This window comes from Streptomyces sp. NBC_01244, from assembly GCF_035987325.1.
GTDB lineage: Bacteria > Actinomycetota > Actinomycetes > Streptomycetales > Streptomycetaceae > Streptomyces.
The window spans coordinates 2,227,350-2,245,749 of the sequence record NZ_CP108488.1 but is presented as its reverse complement, the minus strand read 5'-3'; the positions used below and the strand labels follow the sequence as shown (position 1 = coordinate 2,245,749).

Genomic DNA, 18,400 nt, shown 5'->3' with positions numbered 1-18,400 from the left:
CTCACCGAAGGAGATCATCCCGTGGTAGACCGCAAGCCGCCGCTTTCGCCCGAGGAGCTCCACGCCCTCGTCGCCAGCGGTGAAATCGACACAGTGGTCCTGGCCTTCCCCGACATGCAGGGTCGCCTCCAGGGCAAGCGGTTCGCCGCACAGTTCTTCCTCGACGAGGTCCTCCGGCACGGCACCGAGGGCTGCAACTACCTCCTCGCCGTCGACACGGACATGAACACCGTCGACGGATTCGAGATGTCCTCCTGGGACCGGGGCTACGGCGACTTCGCCATGCACCCCGACCTCGCCACCCTGCGCCGGATCCCCTGGAACCCGGGCAGCGCCTTCGTCCTCGCCGACCTCGCCTGGAACGACGGCACGCCCGTGGTCGCCGCGCCCCGGCAGATCCTGCGACGCCAGCTCGAGCGCCTCGGCGAACACGGGTACACCGCGATGGTGGGCACCGAGCTGGAGTTCATGGTCTTCCTGGACACCTACGAGCAGGCCTGGAACTCCGACTATCGCGGTCTGACCCCCGCCAACCAGTACAACACCGACTACTCCATCCTCGGGACCGGCCGCGTCGAACCCCTGCTGCGCCGCATCCGCAACGAGATGCAGGCCGCCGGTCTGGTCGTCGAGTCGGCGAAGGGCGAGTGCAACCTCGGCCAGCACGAGATCGTCTTCCGCTACGACGAGGCGCTGACCACCTGTGACCAGCACTCCGTCTACAAGACGGGAGCCAAGGAGATCGCCGCCCAGGAGGGCGTCTCGCTCACCTTCATGGCCAAGTACGACGAGCGCGAGGGCAACTCCTGTCACATCCACCTCTCGCTCAACGACGCCGACGGACGCAGCGCGATGGCCGCCGAGGGCCCGGACGCGCACGACCACAGCGGTATGTCACCCGTGATGCGCCACTTCCTGGCCGGCCAGCTCGCCGCGCTGCGCGACTTCTCCCTTCTCTACGCCCCCAACATCAACTCCTACAAGCGTTTCCGACCGGGATCCTTCGCGCCGACCGCCGTCGCCTGGGGCGTGGACAACCGGACCTGCGCGCTCCGAGTGGTCGGCCACGGCCCCTCCATGCGCTTCGAGAACCGGCTGCCCGGCGGCGACGTCAATCCGTACCTCGCCGTCGCCGGCCTGGTCGCCGCCGGGATCTACGGCATCGAGAACCGGCTGGAGCTGCCCGAGGCCTGCGCGGGCAACGCCTACACCGCCGACTTCGCGCACGTTCCCACCACCTTGCGCGAGGCCGCCGAGCTCTGGGAGAACAGCGAGATCGCCAAGGCCGCCTTCGGCCCCGAGGTCGTCGCCCACTACCGGAACATGGCCCGCGTCGAACTGGACGCGTACGACTCCGCCGTGACCGACTGGGAACTGCGCCGGTCCTTCGAACGCCTCTAGGCCCGGGGCCGGGGCCGGGACCGTCTCGCACCCGACCGTCCCGCACCCGACCGCCCCGGCGCCCGGCACCCGGCACCCGCCGTCCCGCGGCACCGCGCTACCGGACCCACCGCACCCACCGCACCCGAACGTCTGAAAGGCCACCACGTGTCCGATGCGCTGGAAGTCTTGAATCCGGCCACCGAGGAACTCGTCGCCGTCGTCCCGGCCGCCACACGGGACGACGTCGACGCCGCCGTCGTACGGGCCACCGCGGCCCAGCGGGCCTGGGCGGCCGCCGCCCCCGGCGACCGGGCCAGGCTGCTGCGCCGCTTCGCCTCGGTCGTCGACGGGCACATCGAGGAACTGGCGCAGCTGGAGGTCCGGGAAGCGGGCCACACCCTCGGCAACGCCCGCTGGGAAGCCGGCAACGTCCGTGACGTGCTCGACTTCGCCGCCGGGGGAGTGGAACGGCTCTCCGGCCGCCAGATCCCCGTCGCCGGCGGCATCGACGTCACCTTCCTCGAACCCCTCGGCGTCATCGGCGTGATCGCGCCGTGGAACTTCCCCATGCCGATCGCCGCCTGGGGCCTGGCCCCGGCGCTGGCCGCCGGCAACGCGGTCATCCTCAAGCCCGCCGAGACCACCCCGCTCACCGCCCTGCGCCTCGCCGAGCTCGCCCTGGAGGCCGGACTCCCCGAGCACCTGTTCCAGGTGCTGCCCGGCCGGGGCGAGGTGGCGGGCGACGCCCTCGTCGAGCACCCCGGAGTGGCCAAGATCGTGTTCACCGGTTCCACCCGGACCGGCAAGCGGATCATGGCCAAGTGCGCCGACCGGGTGAAGCGCCTCACCCTCGAACTCGGCGGCAAGAACCCCAACATCGTCTTCGCCGACGCGGACCTGGAAGCCGCGGCGGCCGCGGCCCCGATGTCCTTCCTGGACAACACCGGGCAGGACTGCTGCGCCCGTACGCGGATCCTCGTACAGCGCTCCGCGTACGACCGGTTCATGGAACTGCTCGTCCCCGCCGTCGAGAAGGTGGTCGTCGGGGACCCGTACGACGAGAACACGCAGCTGGGGCCGCTGATCTCGCGGGCTCAGTTGGACCGCGTACGGTCCTACGTCACCGACGACCTCACCGTGGTCCGCGGCACCGCCCCCGAGGGCCCCGGCTTCTGGTACCCCCCGACCCTCGTCACCGGCGTCGACCCCACCGCCGCCGTGGCCACCGAGGAGGTCTTCGGACCGGTCGCCGTCGTCCTGCCCTTCGAGGACGAGGAGGACGCCGTGCGCCTGGCCAACGCCACCGACTACGGCCTCGCCGGCTCCCTGTGGACCCGTGACGTGGGCCGCGCGCTGCGCGTCTCGCGCGCCGTCGCCGCGGGCAACCTGTCCGTCAACTCCCACAGCAGCGTCCGCTACTGGACCCCCTTCGGCGGCTACAAGCAGTCCGGACTCGGGCGCGAGCTCGGACCCGACTCCCTCACCGCATTCACCGAGACCAAGAACGTCTTCATCAGCACGGAGGCCTGAAGAACATGAGCATCGAGCCCACCGAAGAGATCGTCTGCCGCCGTCTGGTCGGCCGTACCGCCGTCATCACCGGAGCCGGCAGCGGCATCGGCCTCGCCACGGCCCGCCGACTGGCCTCCGAAGGCGCCAACGTCGTCTGCGGCGACATCGACGAGACCGCGGGCAAGGCCGCGGCCGAGGAGGTCGGCGGCACCTTCGTCAAGGTCGACGTCACCAGCCCGGAGGAGGTCGAGGCGCTGTTCAAGACCGCCTTCGACACCTACGGCTCCGTGGACATCGCCTTCAACAACGCCGGCATCTCGCCCCCGGACGACGACTCGATCCTCACCACGGGCCTGGAGGCCTGGAAGCGGGTCCAGGACGTCAACCTCACCTCCGTCTACCTCTGCTGCAAGGCCGCCCTGCCCTACATGCAGCGCCAGGGCCGGGGCTCCATCATCAACACCGCCTCCTTCGTGGCCCGGATGGGAGCCGCCACCTCGCAGATCTCCTACACCGCCTCCAAGGGCGGCGTGCTCGCCATGTCCCGCGAGCTCGGCGTGCAGTTCGCCCGCGAGGGCATCCGCGTCAACGCGCTCTGCCCGGGGCCCGTCAACACCCCGCTCCTGCAGGAGCTGTTCGCCAAGGACCCGGAGCGCGCCGCCCGCCGGATCGTGCACATCCCGCTGGGCCGGTTCGCCGAGCCCACCGAGATCGCCGCCGCCGTCGCCTTCCTCGCGAGCGACGACTCCTCCTTCATCAACGCCACCGACTTCCTGGTCGACGGCGGCATCTCCGGCGCGTACGTCACCCCCCTCTAAGCCGTCGCCTCACCCCCCACCCACCCGACAGCCGGGCGTCGCACGACGCCCGGCTGTCGTGCTCCTCCGTCCGCGACGATCGTGAAAGAACCAGGAGAACCCACCTCAGTGACCCGACTCAGCTCCTCGCGGCGGCTCCAGGCCGTCGGCGCCGCCGCCGCGATAGCCGCCGGCACCCTCGTGGCCGCCGCCCCCACCGTCCAGGCCCACCCCGGCGGCCACTGCACGACCCCGCAGCTCAAGGCGGCCTGGTACGGCGACAACCAGGCCCGGCTCCAGCAGCTCATCGACGACTACGGGACGTGCAACCCGTACCGGCCGAACCGCAACAAGCCCGTCGCCGTCTTCGACTGGGACAACACCGTCGTCAAGAACGACGTGGGCGACGCGCAGATGTTCTGGCTGCTGCGCAACGGCAAGATCCGCCAGCCCGCCGCGGGCGACTGGGCCGCCACCAGCCGCCACCTCACCCCGGCCGCCGCCCGGGCCCTGGCCGAGGCCTGCGGCGCCCTCGCGCGGCCCGGCGCCCCGCTGCCGACCGGAACCCCCGAGGGAGCCGGCTGCGCCGACGAGATCAACGCCGTCTACGGCACCGCCGCCACCCGCGCGGGCGCCCCCGCCTTCGCCGGCTGGGACCGCCGTACCTTCGAGCCCGCCTACGCCTGGCTGCCGCAGCTCATGCAGGGCTGGACCGCGCGCGAGATCCGCGGCTTCACGGCCGCCGCGCGGGCCGAGAACCTCGCCGCCCCGGTCGACGCCAAGCAGCAGGTCGGCTCCACCACCGCCACGGGCTGGGTGCGCTACTACGACCAGCAGAAGGAGCTCATCGGCGCCCTGCGCAAGGCCGGCTTCGACGTCTGGATCAGCTCGGCCTCGCCGCAGCCGGTCGTCGAGGTGTGGGCCGAGGGCGTGGGCATCGACGCCGGGCACGTCATCGGCATCCGCAACACCACCACGTACGGCGGGAAGTTCACCTCCCACCTGCAGGGCTGCGGATCCGTCGCGGACGGCGCCGACACGATGATCACGTACATCGACGGCAAGCGCTGCTGGATCAACAAGGAGATCTTCGGGGTCCGCGGCGCCGCGGCCGAGAGGGTCCAGCCGGCCGCCCGCCGCCAGGTGTTCGCCGCGGGCGACTCCGACACCGACATCTCGTTCCTGCGGGACGCGACCGTGCTGCGGCTCGTCGTGAACCGGAACAAGAACGAGCTGATGTGCCGGGCCTACGACAACAGCGACGGCAAGTGGATCGTGAACCCGATGTTCATCCAGCCCAAGAAGCAGAAGGCCACGCCGTACCCGTGCGCGACCACCGGCTTCACCGGCCGTGACGGCACCCCGGGGCCCGTGCTCCGGGGTGACGCCAGTGTCGTCCCGGACCAGACGGACTCCGTCTTCCAGGCGGGTCTGCGGGTCTAGAGGAAGGTGCGGCCCTCGCCCCGGTAGGTCGGGGCGGTGGCCGTCACCCGGTCGCCCTGGACCAGGTGCAAGGTGTCGAAGCGCTCGCACAGTTCACCGGCCTTCGCGTGCCGGAACCAGACCCGGTCGCCGATCAGCAGATCGTCGGCCGGGCTGCCGAGCAGCGGGGTCTGCACCTCGCCGGCCCCCTCCTGCGGGTCGTAGCGCAGCCCCTCGGGGAGGTACGGCACCGGCAGCCGGTCCGCACCGGGCGCGCCGGAGGCCGGGTACCCGCCGCCGAGGACCGTGACCACCCCGACCCCGGGCCGGCGGACCACGGGCTGGGCGAAGAGCGCCGCCGGGCGGCCGCTGAACGAGGTGTAGTTGTCGAACAGTCGCGGTACGTACAGCCCCGACCCGGCGGCGATCTCGGTGACCGCGTCCTCGGCGGCGGTCTGCTGGACGCTGCCGGTGCCGCCGCCGTTGACGAACTCCAGGTCCGGGACCACCGCGCGCACGGCCCGTACGGCCTCGGCCCGGCGGGCGGCCAGCTCCTTGCGGGCCGCGCCCTGCATCAGGCGGATGGCGCGCGACCTCAGGGGACGCCCCGCGAGCGCGTCGCCGACCCCGGCCACGTGGCCCTCGTAGCCCATCAGACCGACCACCCGGAAGCCGGGCCGGGCGCTCACCGCGCGGGCCAGCTCGGCCAGCTGGGCGGGCTCGCGCAGCGGGGAGCGGCGGGCGCCGACGCGCACCCTGCCGCCGAAGAGGTGCAGGGCGGTGTCCAGTTCCAGGCAGACCCGGATCTCCTGGGCGCCGCCGTCGCGGGCCCGGTCCACGAGCTCCAGCTGCGCGAGGTCGTCGACCATCACGGTGACCGCCCCGGCCAGCTTCGGATCGGCGGCGAGCTCGGCGAAGCCGGCCCGGTCGGCGGACGGGTAGGCGAGCAGCACGTCCTCGAAGCCCGAGCGGGCCAGCCAGATCGACTCGGCGAGGGTGTAGGACATGATCCCGGCGAACCCCGGCCGCGCCAGCACCCGCTCGAGGAGCGCACGGCAGCGTACGGACTTGCTCGCCACCCGGACCGGCTTCCCGCCGGCGCGACGCACGAGATCGTCGGCGTTGGCGTCGAACGCTTCCAGGTCCACGAGGGCGAGCGGAGCGTCGAGATGCGCGGTGGCCCGGTCGTAACGGGCCCGGTCGGCGGCGGGGGAGTTCATGGGCGGCAGCCTGCCAGATGGGTGTACTCGTGGGTAGGGGTTCACGGAGGCCGAGGGATGCCCTGCCAGGTCAGAGGCACGGCAGGGCGCTCCGGTCACATCTCGGTCTCGACCTCCCGATGCCCCTTTTGGATATTGAGACGGCAGTTCGGATGTGTTTACTGTCGCTCCTCCCCGGCCGACGTTTCAGGCGCTGACGGGCGCGTAAAGTAGGAGACGGCAGCAGCCGACGGGAACGGGGGGCTGAGCCGCCGGATGAGTACGTCCACACCGCACGGCGGGGTCCTGACCACGCCCGACCAGGTCTCGGTAGCGCCACGGCGGCGCCCGGGAACGGTCCTCGCCGCCGCCCTGTGCGGCCTCCTCGGCCTCGGTCTCACCGGTGCGGCCGGCTACAAGGCGGTCTCCGACCACCAGGCCGCGCACCGGCCCGTGGACCCCGCCGAGGCCTACCGCAAGGCCGCGTCCCTCTGGCACAGCACCCCCGTCGACACCCTGTTCCCGCCCGTCCTCGACGGCCAGGACGCCGGGCCGGGCGGCGCCGACCGCACGTGGACCCGGATCACCCCGGCCGCCGACGCCGCCTGCCCCGAGGCGCTCGGCGCCGACTGGAAGGCCCTCTTCGCCACGACCGGGTGCACCCGCGTGCTCCGCGCCACCTACACCGACGCCACCCGCAGCTCCCTGGTCACCGTCGGCATGGTCTTCACCCCCGCCGAGGCCCCCGCCGCCATGGAATCGCTGCGCGGCCGGCTGCCCGCTCCGACCGGCTACGGATTCCGCGACTACCGCCGCGGCGCCTGGACCGCCTCCGTGCTCGCCGAAGCCCCGGTCGTCGTCTACACGGTCTCCGCCTTCGCCGACGGCCGCCGCCTCAACGCCCCCAGCCCCGCAGAGGACAAGATGGCCGAGGACGCCCGCGGACGCGTCGCCCAGGCGGGCCTCGGCCACGAGGCCAAGGCCATCGGCGAACTGGTGGAACGCACCCTGCGCACCCTCGCGACCTCCCCGCAGGGCAAGCCGGTCCGGCCGGCCGCGGAGCCGTCGCAGAACCCGCCGTCCTCGCAGAGCCCGCAGCCGTCCCAGGCCCCGACGGCGACCCCGGAGGCCGCCCGATGACCCGCCGCGCCCTGTTCCCGGCGGCCCTCGCCCTCGGAGCCCTGTTCGCCGTCACCGCCGCGCCGCCGGCCGCCGCCGACGCCATCCGCGACCGCCAGTGGGGGCTGGCCGCCCTGCGCACCGACGAGGCCTGGGGCATCACCGAGGGCGAAGGGGTCACCGTGGCCGTCCTCGACACCGGGGTCGACCCGACCCACCCCGACCTGGCCGGCCAGGTCCTGGAGGGCGCCGACCTCGTCGGCATGGGCGCCGTCCGCGGCGACCGCGCCTGGGCCCGCCACGGCACCGCCATGGCCGGGATCATCGCCGGCCACGGCCACGGCTCCCAGCGCCTGGGCGGCGTCCGCGGCGTCGCCCCGCGAGCGAAGATCCTCCCGGTCCGGGTGATCCTCGAAGAGGGCGACCCCGGCCGCGACAAGGCCCGCGACAGCAAGGGCGGCGCCCTCGCCGAGGGCATCCGCTGGGCCGCCGACCACGGCGCCGACGTGATCAACCTCTCGCTCGGCGACGACAGCCGATCCGCCCACCACGAGGCCGCCGAGGACGAAGCCGTCCAGTACGCCCTCGCCAAGGGAGTGGTCCTGGTCGCCTCCGCCGGCAACGGCGGCAAGGCGGGGGACCGCATCTCCTACCCGGCGGCCTATCCCGGGGTCATCGCCGTCACGGCCGTCGACCGCAAGAACAAGAAGGCCTCCTTCTCCACCCGCAGCTGGTACGCGACCGTCAGCGCCCCGGGCGTCGGCGTGGTCATCGCCGACCCCGACCGCTCCTACTACGAGGGCTGGGGCACCAGCGCCGCCTCCGCCTTCGTCTCGGGCGCCGTCGCCCTGGTCAAGGCCGTCCACCCCGACCTGTCCCCGGCGCAGATCAAGAACCTGCTGGAGGACACCGCCTCCAGCTCCCCGCCCGGCGGCCGCGACGACTCCCGCGGCTTCGGCCTGGTGGACCCGGTCGCCGCCCTCCAGGCCGCCGACGAGATGCCCCCCGAGCCGGTGCTGCCCGCACCCGTCGCGGGCGGGAGCCCCTACTTCGGCCCCGGTCCCGACCCGGTGCCCGACCCCGGGCCCTGGGCCCGCTTCGGAGCGCCGGCGGGCGTGGCCGCGGGGCTGGCACTGCTCGCGGCGGCCGGCGTACTGGCCCGGCGGCCCCGGGCCGGACGGCGGGACCCCGACGCGGGATAGGCTCGGGGGACTGTGGCGGACAAGGCTGAGTTGAACAAGGCTGTGTTGAACAAAAACATCCCGGACCCCGGTTTCTCCGACGACGACGGCTCCGCCGACCCCCGGCTGAGCGCGGCCCTGGCCGCCTGGGCCGAGGACAGAACCAGGCAGCCGGAGGTGCTGGCGGCCCTCAAGGACGCCCGCCTGCTGGTTCCCGTCGTCGCGGTCCTCGGCGAGGTCGAGACCGACCCCGAGACCGGACTCAAGCGCGAGAAGACCAGCGACATGGCCGTGCCCACCCTGCGGGCCGGGGACCGGCGGGCGCTGCCCGCCTTCACCTCCATCGCCTCGCTGGCCCTGTGGGACCCGGCTGCCCGCCCGGTGGCGGTGCCGCTGCACCAGGCGCTGGCCGCCGCCGCGCACGAGAAGGCCGACACCATCGTCCTCGACCTGTCCGGGCCGGTCCCGTACCAGCTCGCGGGCCCCGCGCTGCTCGCCCTCGCCGAGGGCCGCACGGACGCCGGCCCGCTCGCCGACCCCGCCGTGCGCGAGGCCGTACGGGCCGTCGTGAGCGCCGAGCCTGCCGTACTCGGTGCCCACCTGGGCCCGGGCGGCGCGGACGCCGACGGAACCCTGGCGATCGTGCTGGCCGCCGGTCCCCAGGCCGCGGCGGCGGCCCGCCGGGTGGCCGAGGCGCTGGCGGCCGACGAGACCCTGCGCGCACGCCTCGTAGCCGGACTGGACCTGGCGCTGCTCCCCGAGGGCGCCCCGGTCCCGCCGGGCGAGCCGCTCTTCACGCGCTGAGCCCGGGACCGGCAGGAGTACGAAACGCGAAGGGCGCCTCCCGGTCTCGGGAGGCGCCCTTCGCGTTCTGTTTCCTGCCGGTTCCGGAGTTACGCGTACACGGGACCCGTGAACTTCTCGCCCGGGCCCTGCCCCGGCTCGTCCTGCACCAGCGAGGCCTCGCGGAAGGCCAGCTGGAGGGACTTCAGGCCGTCGCGCAGCGGGGCGGCGTGGAAGGAGCTGATCTCGGTGGCGCTCGCGGTGACCAGCCCGGCCAGGGCGGTGATCAGCTTGCGGGCCTCGTCGAGGTCCTTGTACTCGGAGTCGGGCTTGTCCAGGCCCAGGTTGACCGCCGCCGCGCTGAGCAGGTGGACGGCCACCGTGGTGATGACCTCGACGGCCGGCACGTCCGCGATGTCGCGGGTCAGGTCGTCGTAGTCGGGAGCGTCAGTGGGGGAACCGGAGGGCGTCGCGTCAGTCATGTGCCCCACGATATGCCGTGCGGCGGGCTTGCAACGCGGGTGCTAGTATGTACTTCGACCGGCCGGACACTTATGTGCCCGGCCCACAAGTGGAGGCTCCGATTCTCCCACCCAGCCGCCCTCACGGGAGGCGGGTCACCGGTCTGGTGGTATCCATCGTTCCGTACGGACGATGGAAAGCTGCCCGATTTTGCGCCCCGCGGTTCGCACGCGACGGTGCTCCGGTTGTATTGGAGCCCTCGTCTGTGCCCGGCGGGGCTTTTTTCATTCTCCGCCGCGGTCGGTCTGACGGAAAAACGTCAGCGGCTGTCCTCCAGGCAGCCGTGTGGTGCTACCGAGGAGGATCCATCAGCACCGAGCCCCGCATCAACGACCGGATTCGCGTTCCCGAGGTACGACTCGTCGGCCCGAGTGGCGAGCAGGTCGGCATCGTGCCGCTTGCCAAGGCGCTCGAGCTCGCGCAGGAGTACGACCTCGACCTGGTCGAGGTCGCGGCGTCCGCACGCCCGCCGGTCTGCAAGCTCATGGACTACGGCAAGTTCAAGTACGAGTCGGCCATGAAGGCCCGTGAGGCGCGCAAGAACCAGGCGCACACGGTCATCAAGGAAATGAAGCTCCGGCCGAAGATCGACCCGCACGACTATGACACCAAGAAGGGTCACGTCGTTCGGTTCCTCAAGCAGGGCGACAAGGTCAAGATCACGATCATGTTCCGCGGTCGCGAGCAGTCCAGGCCGGAACTCGGCTACCGACTGCTGCAGCGTCTGGCTTCGGACGTCGAGGACCTCGGGTTCATCGAGTCGAACCCGAAGCAGGACGGCCGAAACATGATCATGGTTCTCGGTCCGCACAAGAAGAAGACCGAGGCGATGGCCGAAGCCCGCGAGGCGCAGGCCGCCCGCAAGGCCGAGCGCCAGGGTGTTGCGGTCAGCGACGAGAGTGGTGACGAGGCCCTGGCCGCCGACGCCGCGCTCGAGGCGGAGAACGCCGCACTCGAAGCCGAGGACGTGGACGCCGAGGACGCTTCCGACGAAGCGACCGACGCGGCCGAGGCGGCCGAGGCCGGCACCGACGAGGCAGCCGCCTCCGACGAGGCTTCTGCCCAGGCCTGATTCCGAGGCAGCCCGTCTCGGATCACCGATACAACATGACGCTCCCGTGAGCCGGCCCCCACCAGGGCCGGTGGGGGCGCCACCGACGAGGAGATAACGGCGCTATGCCGAAGAACAAGACGCACTCCGGGACCAAGAAGCGCTTCAAGATCACCGGCTCCGGCAAGGTGCTCCGTGAGCGCGCCGGCAAGCGCCACCTGCTCGAGCACAAGTCGTCCCGTGTCACCCGCCGCCTGACCGGCACCGCGGAGATGGCCCCCGGCGACGCCAAGAAGATCAAGAAGCTTCTCGGCAAGTGACGTCCTCCGCTCCCCTTCCGGGAGCGGGAGCACGTCAAGACCGGGACCCCATCGAATTCGGGCCGTGTGAAGTCATCCACGGCCCCGCTACAAGGAGTACACAGTGGCACGCGTCAAGCGGGCAGTAAACGCGCACAAGAAGCGTCGGGCAATCCTCGAGGCGGCGAAGGGTTACCGCGGTCAGCGTTCGCGCCTGTACCGCAAGGCCAAGGAGCAGGTCACCCACTCCCTGGTCTACAACTTCAACGACCGCAAGAAGCGCAAGGGCGACTTCCGTCGGCTCTGGATCCAGCGCATCAACGCGGCTGCCCGTCAGAACGGCATGACGTACAACCGCCTCATCCAGGGTCTGAACGCCGCCAACATCGAGGTGGACCGCAAGATCCTCGCCGAGCTGGCCGTCAACGACGCCAACGCGTTCGCCGCGCTGGTCGAGGTCGCGCAGAAGGCCCTCCCGGCCGACGTCAACGCCCCGAAGGTCGCTGCCTAAGCAGCACGCCCTCAAGGCTGCAGTAACTTGCCCGGACCCGCAGGCCACGCGCCTGCGGGTCCGGTGCGTTGATCAGTGATTTCGAATGAGTTCGACCGAGTTCGTCTGAGTTCCACCCGCTGTACGTACGGAAGCGAGCCGACCGCCATGGGCACCCCCGCCGAGCTGATCTCCCCCCGGTCCACCCGGGTGGCCGCCGCCAGGCGACTGGCGCGACGCAATTTCCGTACCAAGGAGCGCCGCTTCATCGCCGAGGGCCCGCAAGCCGTGCGCGAGGCCGTGGAACACCGCGGCGCCGGAGGCGAGTCCACGCTGATCGAGCTGTTCGCGACCGTGGAGGCCGCCGAGCGCTACGCCGACATCGTCGACGCCGCGTACGCCGCCGGAGCCCGCGTCCACTACGCCTCCGACGAGGTGCTCGCGGAGGTCTCCCAAACCGTCACCCCGCAGGGCCTGGTCGGCGTCTGCCACTTCCTGGACTCGCCCTTCGAGGAGATCCTGGCCGCACGGCCCAAGCTGGTCGCCGTCCTCGCGCACGTCCGCGACCCCGGCAACGCCGGTACGGTGCTGCGCTGCGCCGACGCCGCCGGAGCCGACGCCGTCGTGCTGACCGACGCCTCCGTGGACCTGTACAACCCCAAGTCGGTACGCGCCTCCGTGGGCTCCCTCTTCCACCTTCCGGTGGCCGTCGGCGTGCCCGTGGAGCAGGCCGTCGAGGGACTGCGCGCGGCCGGCGTGCGGATCCTGGCCGCCGACGGGGCCGGCGCGGACGACCTCGACGCCGAGCTCGACGCGGGCACCATGGGAACCCCCTCGGCCTGGATCTTCGGCAACGAGGCCTGGGGCCTGCCCGAGGAGACCAGGGCGCTCGCCGACGCGGTCGTACGGGTTCCGATCCACGGAAAGGCCGAAAGCCTGAACCTCGCCACGGCCGCCGCCGTGTGCCTGTACGCCTCCGCGCGTGCACAGCGGGCGCCCGGAGGGTGCCGCTCCGTGACCCCCAGCTAGTAATGTGGCGGCCCGGGGGGCCCACTGTGCTACTCGGAGATGTGGGGTACGGGGACATGACCGTCGGTACGAACAGCTCGCCAGGTGCCGCCAAGGCGGCCGGCGCACCGGTCCTGGCGACCGTGTCCCAGCTGGCCGCGCCCGCCGCCCGGGTGCCGGTGCAGCCGCCCCAGGCAGCCTCCGCCGCCACCGCCCCGCCCCCGCAGGCCCTGCCCGCGCCCGCGAGCCCCGTAGGCCCCGCCGAGGCGGAGGCCGCGGACGTGTACGGCGAGTGCGCCGCGCTCGGGATCGATCCCGACGACCTGCCCGACGGGCTGGTGATCGCCGACGCCACCGGCCGGGTCATCTGCTTCAACTCCGCCGCCGCCCGGATCACCGCCCTCGTGGCAGGTGAGGCCCTCGGCCTGGGCATCGAGCGGGCGCTTCCGCTGGAGGACCTCGAAGGCCGCCGCTGGTGGGCGCTGACCGACCCCTACGGAGGCCTCGCCACCCGGCGCGGACAGCCCGAGCGCAACCTGCTGCTCCCCGGCGGCCGCGAGGTGCTCGTCTCCGCCCGGTACGTACGCACCCACCCCCAGGGCCCGGTGCGCCGGCTCGTGGTCACCCTGCGCGGCACCGAGGCCCGGCGGCGCACCGAGCGCAGCCACGCCGAACTGATCGCCACCGTCGCGCACGAGCTGCGCTCCCCGCTCACCTCCGTGAAGGGGTTCACGGCCACCCTGCTCGCCAAGTGGGAGCGGTTCACCGACGACCAGAAACGGTTGATGCTGGAGACCGTCGACGCCGACGCGAACCGGGTCACGCGGCTCATCGCCGAACTCCTGGACATCTCCCGCATCGACTCGGGCCGCCTGGAGGTGCGCCGCCAGCCGGTCGACATCTCCACGGCCGTGGGACGCCACGTCCAGGCGCTCACCGCGAACGGGCAGGCCCCGGAGTGCTTCCTGGTCAGCGTGAGCAGGCCGCTGCCCGACTTGTGGGCGGACCCGGACAAAATTGACCAGATCCTCGGCAACCTGCTCGAAAATGCGGTGCGCCACGGCGAGGGAACCGTCACCATCGACGTGACGCCGACCAGCTTCGCGAACGCCGCGGGGAAGACCGAGAAGGGAACCGCCGTCACCGTGACCGATGAAGGCCCCGGTATCCCCGAGGAGTCGATGGGCCGCGTCTTCACCCGTTTCTGGCGGGGCAGCAAGCGCGGCGGCACCGGTCTGGGCCTCTACATCGTCAAGGGCATCGTGGAAGCCCACGGCGGCACCATCAAGGTCGGCCGCGGCCCCGGCGGCGGCGCCGAGTTCCGATTTATCCTGCCCGTCGGCGCCCCGGCGTACCTCACGCAGTAGACCTGCGGAGCGTCTCGCCGGGCGGCCCACGGGCTCCTTCACCCCCAGCGACCTTTAGACTCGACCTTTGGCACCTTTGTGTCCTTGTGCCGAGCGCGTCCTGCGCGTCGCGCGGGGGACCCACCAGCCAGCCATCGGAAGTACGGGAAGAGATGTCGGCACCGAACAAGTCGTACGACCCTGTCGAGGTCGAGGCACTGAAACCGGAAGAGATCGAGCGCATGCGGGACGAGGCGCTCGCCGCCTTCGCCGCCGCCGGCGACCTCGACGAACTTCGCGAGGCGAAGACCGCGCACATGGGCGACCGCTCGCCCCTGGCGCTCGCCAACCGAGAGATCGGCGCGCTGCCCCCGCAGGCCAAGGCCACCGCGGGCAAGCTCGTGGGTCAGGCCCGGGGCGCCGTGAACAAGGCCTTCGGGGCCCGCACGGTCGCGCTCGAAGCCGAGCGCGACGAGCGGGTGCTGGTCGAGGAGGCGGTGGACGTCACGCTGCCCTACGACCGCGTGCCCGCCGGCGCCCGGCACCCCCTGACCACGCTGATGGACCGCATCGCGGACATCTTCACGGCCATGGGGTACGAGGTCGCGGAGGGCCCCGAAGTCGAGGCGGAGTGGTTCAACTTCGACGCCCTCAACTTCACGCCCGACCACCCCGCGCGCCAGATGCAGGACACCTTCTTCGTCCGGGGGCCGGAAGGCACCGAGGGCGACGAGTCGGGCGTCGTGCTGCGCACCCACACCTCCCCGGTGCAGGCGCGCTCGCTGCTGGAGCGCAAGCCCCCCGTCTACATCGTGTGCCCGGGGCGGGTGTACCGCACCGACGAGCTCGACGCGACGCACACCCCGGTCTTCCACCAGGTCGAGCTGCTCGCCGTGGACGAGGGCCTGACCATGGCGGACCTCAAGGGCACCATGGACCACATGGTCCAGGAGCTGTTCGGCGAGGGCACCACCACGCGCCTGCGCCCGCACTTCTTCCCCTTCACCGAGCCGTCCGCCGAGATGGACATGCAGTGCTACGTGTGCCGCGGCGCCTCGGTGGGCAACCCCGACCGCCCGTGCCGTACCTGCTCCAGCGAGGGCTGGATCGAGCTCGGCGGCTGCGGCATGGTCAACCCGAAGGTGCTCATCGCCTGCGGTGTGGACCCGGAGAAGTACAGCGGGTTCGCCTTCGGCTTCGGCATCGAGCGGATGCTGATGTTCCGGCACAACGTCGAAGACATGCGAGACATGGTCGAGGGTGACATCCGTTTCACCCGGCCGTTCGGGATGGAGATCTGATGCGGGTCCCGCTTTCTTGGCTGCGGGAGTACGTCGACCTCCCCGCGGGTGAAACCGGTCGCGACGTCGCGACCAAGCTCGTCGACGCAGGCCTCGAGGTCGAGACCGTCGAGCAGCTCGGCGGCGGCCTCAAGGGCCCGCTCGTCGTCGGCCAGGTGCTGACCATCGAGGAGCTCGAAGGCTTCCGCAAGCCGATCCGCTTCTGCACGGTGGACGTCGGCCGGGCCAACGGCACCGGCCTGCCGCAGGAGATCGTCTGCGGCGCCCGGAACTTCTCCGTCGGCGACAAGGTCGTCGTGGTCCTGCCGGGCGCGGTCCTGCCCGGCGACTTCGCGATCGCCGCGCGCGAGACGTACGGCCGCACCTCCCACGGCATGATCTGCTCCGGCGACGAGCTGGGCATGGGCGACGACGGCACGCACGGCATCATCGTGCTGCCGCACGAGCACGAGGTCGGCACCGACGCGATCAAGCTCCTGGAGCTGGTCGACGAGGTCCTCGACATCGACATCACCCCGGACCGCGGCTACTGCATGTCCATGCGCGGTGTGGCCCGCGAGGCCGCCACCGCGTACGGCCTGCCGCTGCGCGACCCGGCGCTGCTCGACGTGCCCGCGCCGAACTCGTACGGCTACCCCGTCAGGATCGACGACCCGCAGGGCTGCGACCGCTTCACCGCGCGCACGGTGACCGGCCTCGACCCCGAGGCGCGCTCCCCGATCTGGCTCACGCGCCGCCTCCAGAAGGCGGGCATGCGCCCGATCTCGCTCGCGGTCGACATCACCAACTACGTGATGCTCGAGCTCGGCCAGCCGCTGCACGCCTACGACCGCTCGCGGATCGACGGCGCCATCGGCGTCCGCCGTGCCGAGCAGGGCGAGAAGTTCACCACCCTCGACGGAGTCAAGCGCACGCTCGACTCCGAGGACCTGGTGATCACCGACGGCAGCGGCCCGATCGGGATCGCCGGTGTCATGGGCGGCGCCAACACCGAGATCGCCGACTCCGTCACCGACCCCGAGACCGGCGTCGTCACCGGCACCACCGAGGTGGTCGTGGAGGCCGCGCACTTCGACTCCGTGTCGATCTCGCGCACCGCCCGCCGCCTCAAGCTGTCCTCCGAGGCGTCCAAGCGCTTCGAGCGCGGCGTCGACCCGCAGGCCGCCGCCGCTGCCGCGCAGCGCACCGTCGACCTGCTCGTGCTGCTCGCGGGCGGCACCGCCGAGGCCGGCGTCACCGAGCTCACCGCCCCGGGCGCCCCGCGCACCATCGCGATGAGCGCGGACCACCCCGACAAGGTCGCGGGCATGGAGTACGGCCGGGAGACCGTCGTACGCCGCCTGCAGGAGGTCGGCTGCGACGTCTACGGGCAGGACGAGCTCGTCGTCACCGCACCCTCGTGGCGGCCCGACCTCGCCGAGCCCAACGACCTCGCTGAGGAAGTCATCCGGCTGGAGGGCTACGGGAACCTCCCCTCCACCCTCCCGCAGGTGCCCTCCGGCCGCGGTCTCACCGCCCGGCAGCAGCTGCACCGCCGGGTGGGCCGCGCGCTGGCCGGCGCGGGCTACGTGGAGGCGCTCAGCTACCCCTTCATCGGGGAGGGCGTCTTCGACCAGCTCCAGCTGCCCGCGCACGACGCCTCCCGCCAGGTCGTCAAGCTGGTCAACCCGATCTCCGACGAGGAGCCGGCGCTGCGCACCACGCTGCTGCCGGGTCTGCTCGGCGCGCTGCGCCGCAACGACAGCCGGGGCAGCCACGACCTCGCCCTCTTCGAGACCGGCTCGGTCTTCCGGGCCGCCGCGCAGCCGGGCGTCGCCGTACGCCTCGGCGTCGACCGGCGTCCCACCGACGAGGAGATCGCCACCCTGAACGCGGCCCTGCCCGCGCAGCCGCGCTACGCCGCGGTCGTGCTGGCCGGGGCCCGCGAGCAGGCCGGCTGGTGGGGCAAGGGCCGTCCGGCCGACTGGGCCGACGCGGTCCAGGCGGCGCGCTCGCTGGCCGTCGAGGCCGGTGCGGAGCTCGTCGTGCGCCAGGGCCGGTACGGCCCCTGGCACCCGGGCCGCTGCGCCGAGCTGCTCGTCACCCTGGACGGGGTGGAGACGGTCATCGGCCACGCGGGCGAGCTGCACCCGCGCGTGGTCAAGGCGATGGGCCTGCCGGCCCGCACCAGCGCCATGGAGCTCGACCTGGACCGCCTCGCGGCGGCCGGCGGCGAGGCCCTCCAGGCGCCCCGGATCTCCTCCTTCCCGGTGGCGACCCAGGACGTCGCGCTGATCGTGGACGCGTCGGTGCCGGCATCCGCCGTCGAGGACGCGCTGCACAAGGGCGCCGGTGAACTGCTGGAGTCCCTGCGGCTGTTCGACGTGTTCGAGGGCGAGCAGGTGGGCGAGGGCAAGAAGTCCCTCGCGTACGCGCTGCGGTTCCGCGCGGCCGACCGGACGCTGACCGCCGAGGAGTCCACGGCGGCGCGTGACGCGGCGGTTGCTCTCGCCGGGGAGCGTACGGGGGCGGTGCTGCGCGGCGCGTAGCCGCTGCCGCTGCCGTGTCGAGGGGGTGCATCCCGGATCCGTCCGGGATGCACCCCCTCACCCGTTCCCGCGGGTGCGCCGAGCGGCGGGCCGTCCCTGCGGGGCTGGGTCCCCTACCCGCCCTTCGCCCGTTCCCCGGGGCTCCGCCCCGGACCCCGCGCCTCAAACGCCGGCGGGGCTGATCTTTCAGCCCGTCCGGCGTTCGAGGACCGGGTCCGGGCCGAGCCCGGTTTCGGGAAGGGGCGGGGTGGGGGAAGCCGCCCGCAGGGCCCCGTGGCCGGGCCGCGCCGGGGCGCGGACGTCCGTGCGGCTGGGGCGCGGACGTCCGGGCCGGTATCGGGGACCTCGCGGGCCGGAGGGGGGACCACGCGGGCCGGGCCCGGTGGGTGGGTCCGGCCCGCGTTCGGTCCGGCTCGGCCGGGTCCCGGCGACCAACCAGGACCCGGCGGAGCCGAAGCG

16 protein-coding genes are annotated in these 18,400 nt (G+C 72.5%); 14 read left to right on the top strand and 2 right to left on the bottom strand.

The annotated features are described in order from the left end of the window. Positions 1-21 precede the first annotated feature (21 nt). The 4 genes from OG247_RS09875 to OG247_RS09860 all read left to right on the top strand — a co-directional run bounded on the left by OG247_RS09875 (position 22) and on the right by OG247_RS09860 (position 5,135). Entirely contained in the window at positions 22-1,401 is a 1,380-nt protein-coding gene (locus tag OG247_RS09875; protein ID WP_327251881.1) for a glutamine synthetase family protein, read from the top strand. A 147-nt stretch (positions 1,402-1,548) separates the two neighbouring features. Further along, a complete protein-coding gene (locus OG247_RS09870; RefSeq protein ID WP_327251880.1) occupies positions 1,549-2,913 on the top strand; it encodes an aldehyde dehydrogenase family protein in 1,365 nt (454 codons plus the stop codon). A 5-nt stretch (positions 2,914-2,918) separates the two neighbouring features. Then, positions 2,919-3,713: a 3-oxoacyl-ACP reductase gene (locus OG247_RS09865; protein WP_243334068.1), complete on the top strand. Its 795-nt coding sequence runs from the start codon at positions 2,919-2,921 to the stop codon at positions 3,711-3,713. A gap of 108 nt (positions 3,714-3,821) precedes the next feature. Beyond that, entirely contained in the window at positions 3,822-5,135 is a 1,314-nt protein-coding gene (locus OG247_RS09860; RefSeq protein ID WP_327251879.1) for an HAD family hydrolase, read from the top strand. Here OG247_RS09860 and OG247_RS09855 read toward each other — a convergent pair. Further along, positions 5,132-6,334 carry an amino acid deaminase/aldolase gene (locus OG247_RS09855; RefSeq protein ID WP_327251878.1) on the bottom strand — a complete coding sequence of 401 codons (1,203 nt, stop codon included), beginning with the start codon at positions 6,332-6,334 and terminating at the stop codon, positions 5,132-5,134. The genes OG247_RS09860 and OG247_RS09855 overlap by 4 nt on opposite strands. A 255-nt stretch (positions 6,335-6,589) precedes the next feature. Here OG247_RS09855 and OG247_RS09850 point away from each other — a divergent pair, with 255 nt between their 5' ends. The 3 genes from OG247_RS09850 to OG247_RS09840 are packed head-to-tail and all read left to right on the top strand — an operon-like array spanning position 6,590 to position 9,417. After that, entirely contained in the window at positions 6,590-7,453 is an 864-nt protein-coding gene (locus OG247_RS09850) for a hypothetical protein (protein WP_327251877.1), read from the top strand. Then, positions 7,450-8,634 (top strand): type VII secretion-associated serine protease mycosin, encoded by a 1,185-nt coding sequence (gene mycP / locus OG247_RS09845; RefSeq protein WP_327251876.1) that lies wholly within the window; start codon positions 7,450-7,452, stop codon positions 8,632-8,634. The genes OG247_RS09850 and mycP overlap by 4 nt, the downstream gene beginning before the upstream one ends. Positions 8,635-8,676: 42 nt before the next feature. Further along, positions 8,677-9,417: an SseB family protein gene (locus tag OG247_RS09840; protein ID WP_327251875.1), complete on the top strand. Its 741-nt coding sequence runs from the start codon at positions 8,677-8,679 to the stop codon at positions 9,415-9,417. An 89-nt stretch (positions 9,418-9,506) separates the two neighbouring features. Here the strand turns inward: OG247_RS09840 and OG247_RS09835 are convergent, their stop codons facing one another. Next, positions 9,507-9,878 carry a DUF1844 domain-containing protein gene (locus OG247_RS09835; protein ID WP_327251874.1) on the bottom strand — a complete coding sequence of 124 codons (372 nt, stop codon included), beginning with the start codon at positions 9,876-9,878 and terminating at the stop codon, positions 9,507-9,509. Between the two features lie 323 nt (positions 9,879-10,201). Between OG247_RS09835 and infC the strand changes: the two genes are divergently transcribed. The 7 genes from infC to pheT all read left to right on the top strand — a co-directional run bounded on the left by infC (position 10,202) and on the right by pheT (position 17,941). Further along, positions 10,202-10,990, top strand: coding sequence for a translation initiation factor IF-3 (gene infC / locus OG247_RS09830; protein ID WP_327257403.1), 789 nt, complete (start codon positions 10,202-10,204; stop codon positions 10,988-10,990). A 104-nt stretch (positions 10,991-11,094) separates the two neighbouring features. Beyond that, a complete protein-coding gene (gene rpmI / locus OG247_RS09825) occupies positions 11,095-11,289 on the top strand; it encodes a 50S ribosomal protein L35 (protein ID WP_215021864.1) in 195 nt (64 codons plus the stop codon). Positions 11,290-11,392: 103 nt separating this feature from the next. Then, entirely contained in the window at positions 11,393-11,779 is a 387-nt protein-coding gene (gene rplT, locus OG247_RS09820) for a 50S ribosomal protein L20 (RefSeq protein ID WP_214948116.1), read from the top strand. 147 nt (positions 11,780-11,926) lie between these two features. Then, positions 11,927-12,787, top strand: coding sequence for a TrmH family RNA methyltransferase (locus OG247_RS09815; RefSeq protein ID WP_327251873.1), 861 nt, complete (start codon positions 11,927-11,929; stop codon positions 12,785-12,787). Between the two features lie 56 nt (positions 12,788-12,843). Beyond that, entirely contained in the window at positions 12,844-14,133 is a 1,290-nt protein-coding gene (locus OG247_RS09810; protein ID WP_327251872.1) for a sensor histidine kinase, read from the top strand. A 152-nt stretch (positions 14,134-14,285) separates the two neighbouring features. Further along, the gene (gene pheS, locus OG247_RS09805) at positions 14,286-15,413 is read left to right on the top strand and encodes a phenylalanine--tRNA ligase subunit alpha (protein WP_327251871.1); all 1,128 of its coding nucleotides are present in this window, start codon (positions 14,286-14,288) and stop codon (positions 15,411-15,413) included. Beyond that, positions 15,413-17,941: a phenylalanine--tRNA ligase subunit beta gene (gene pheT, locus OG247_RS09800; RefSeq protein WP_327251870.1), complete on the top strand. Its 2,529-nt coding sequence runs from the start codon at positions 15,413-15,415 to the stop codon at positions 17,939-17,941. Before pheS ends, pheT begins: the two co-directional genes overlap by 1 nt. Positions 17,942-18,400 lie beyond the last annotated feature (459 nt).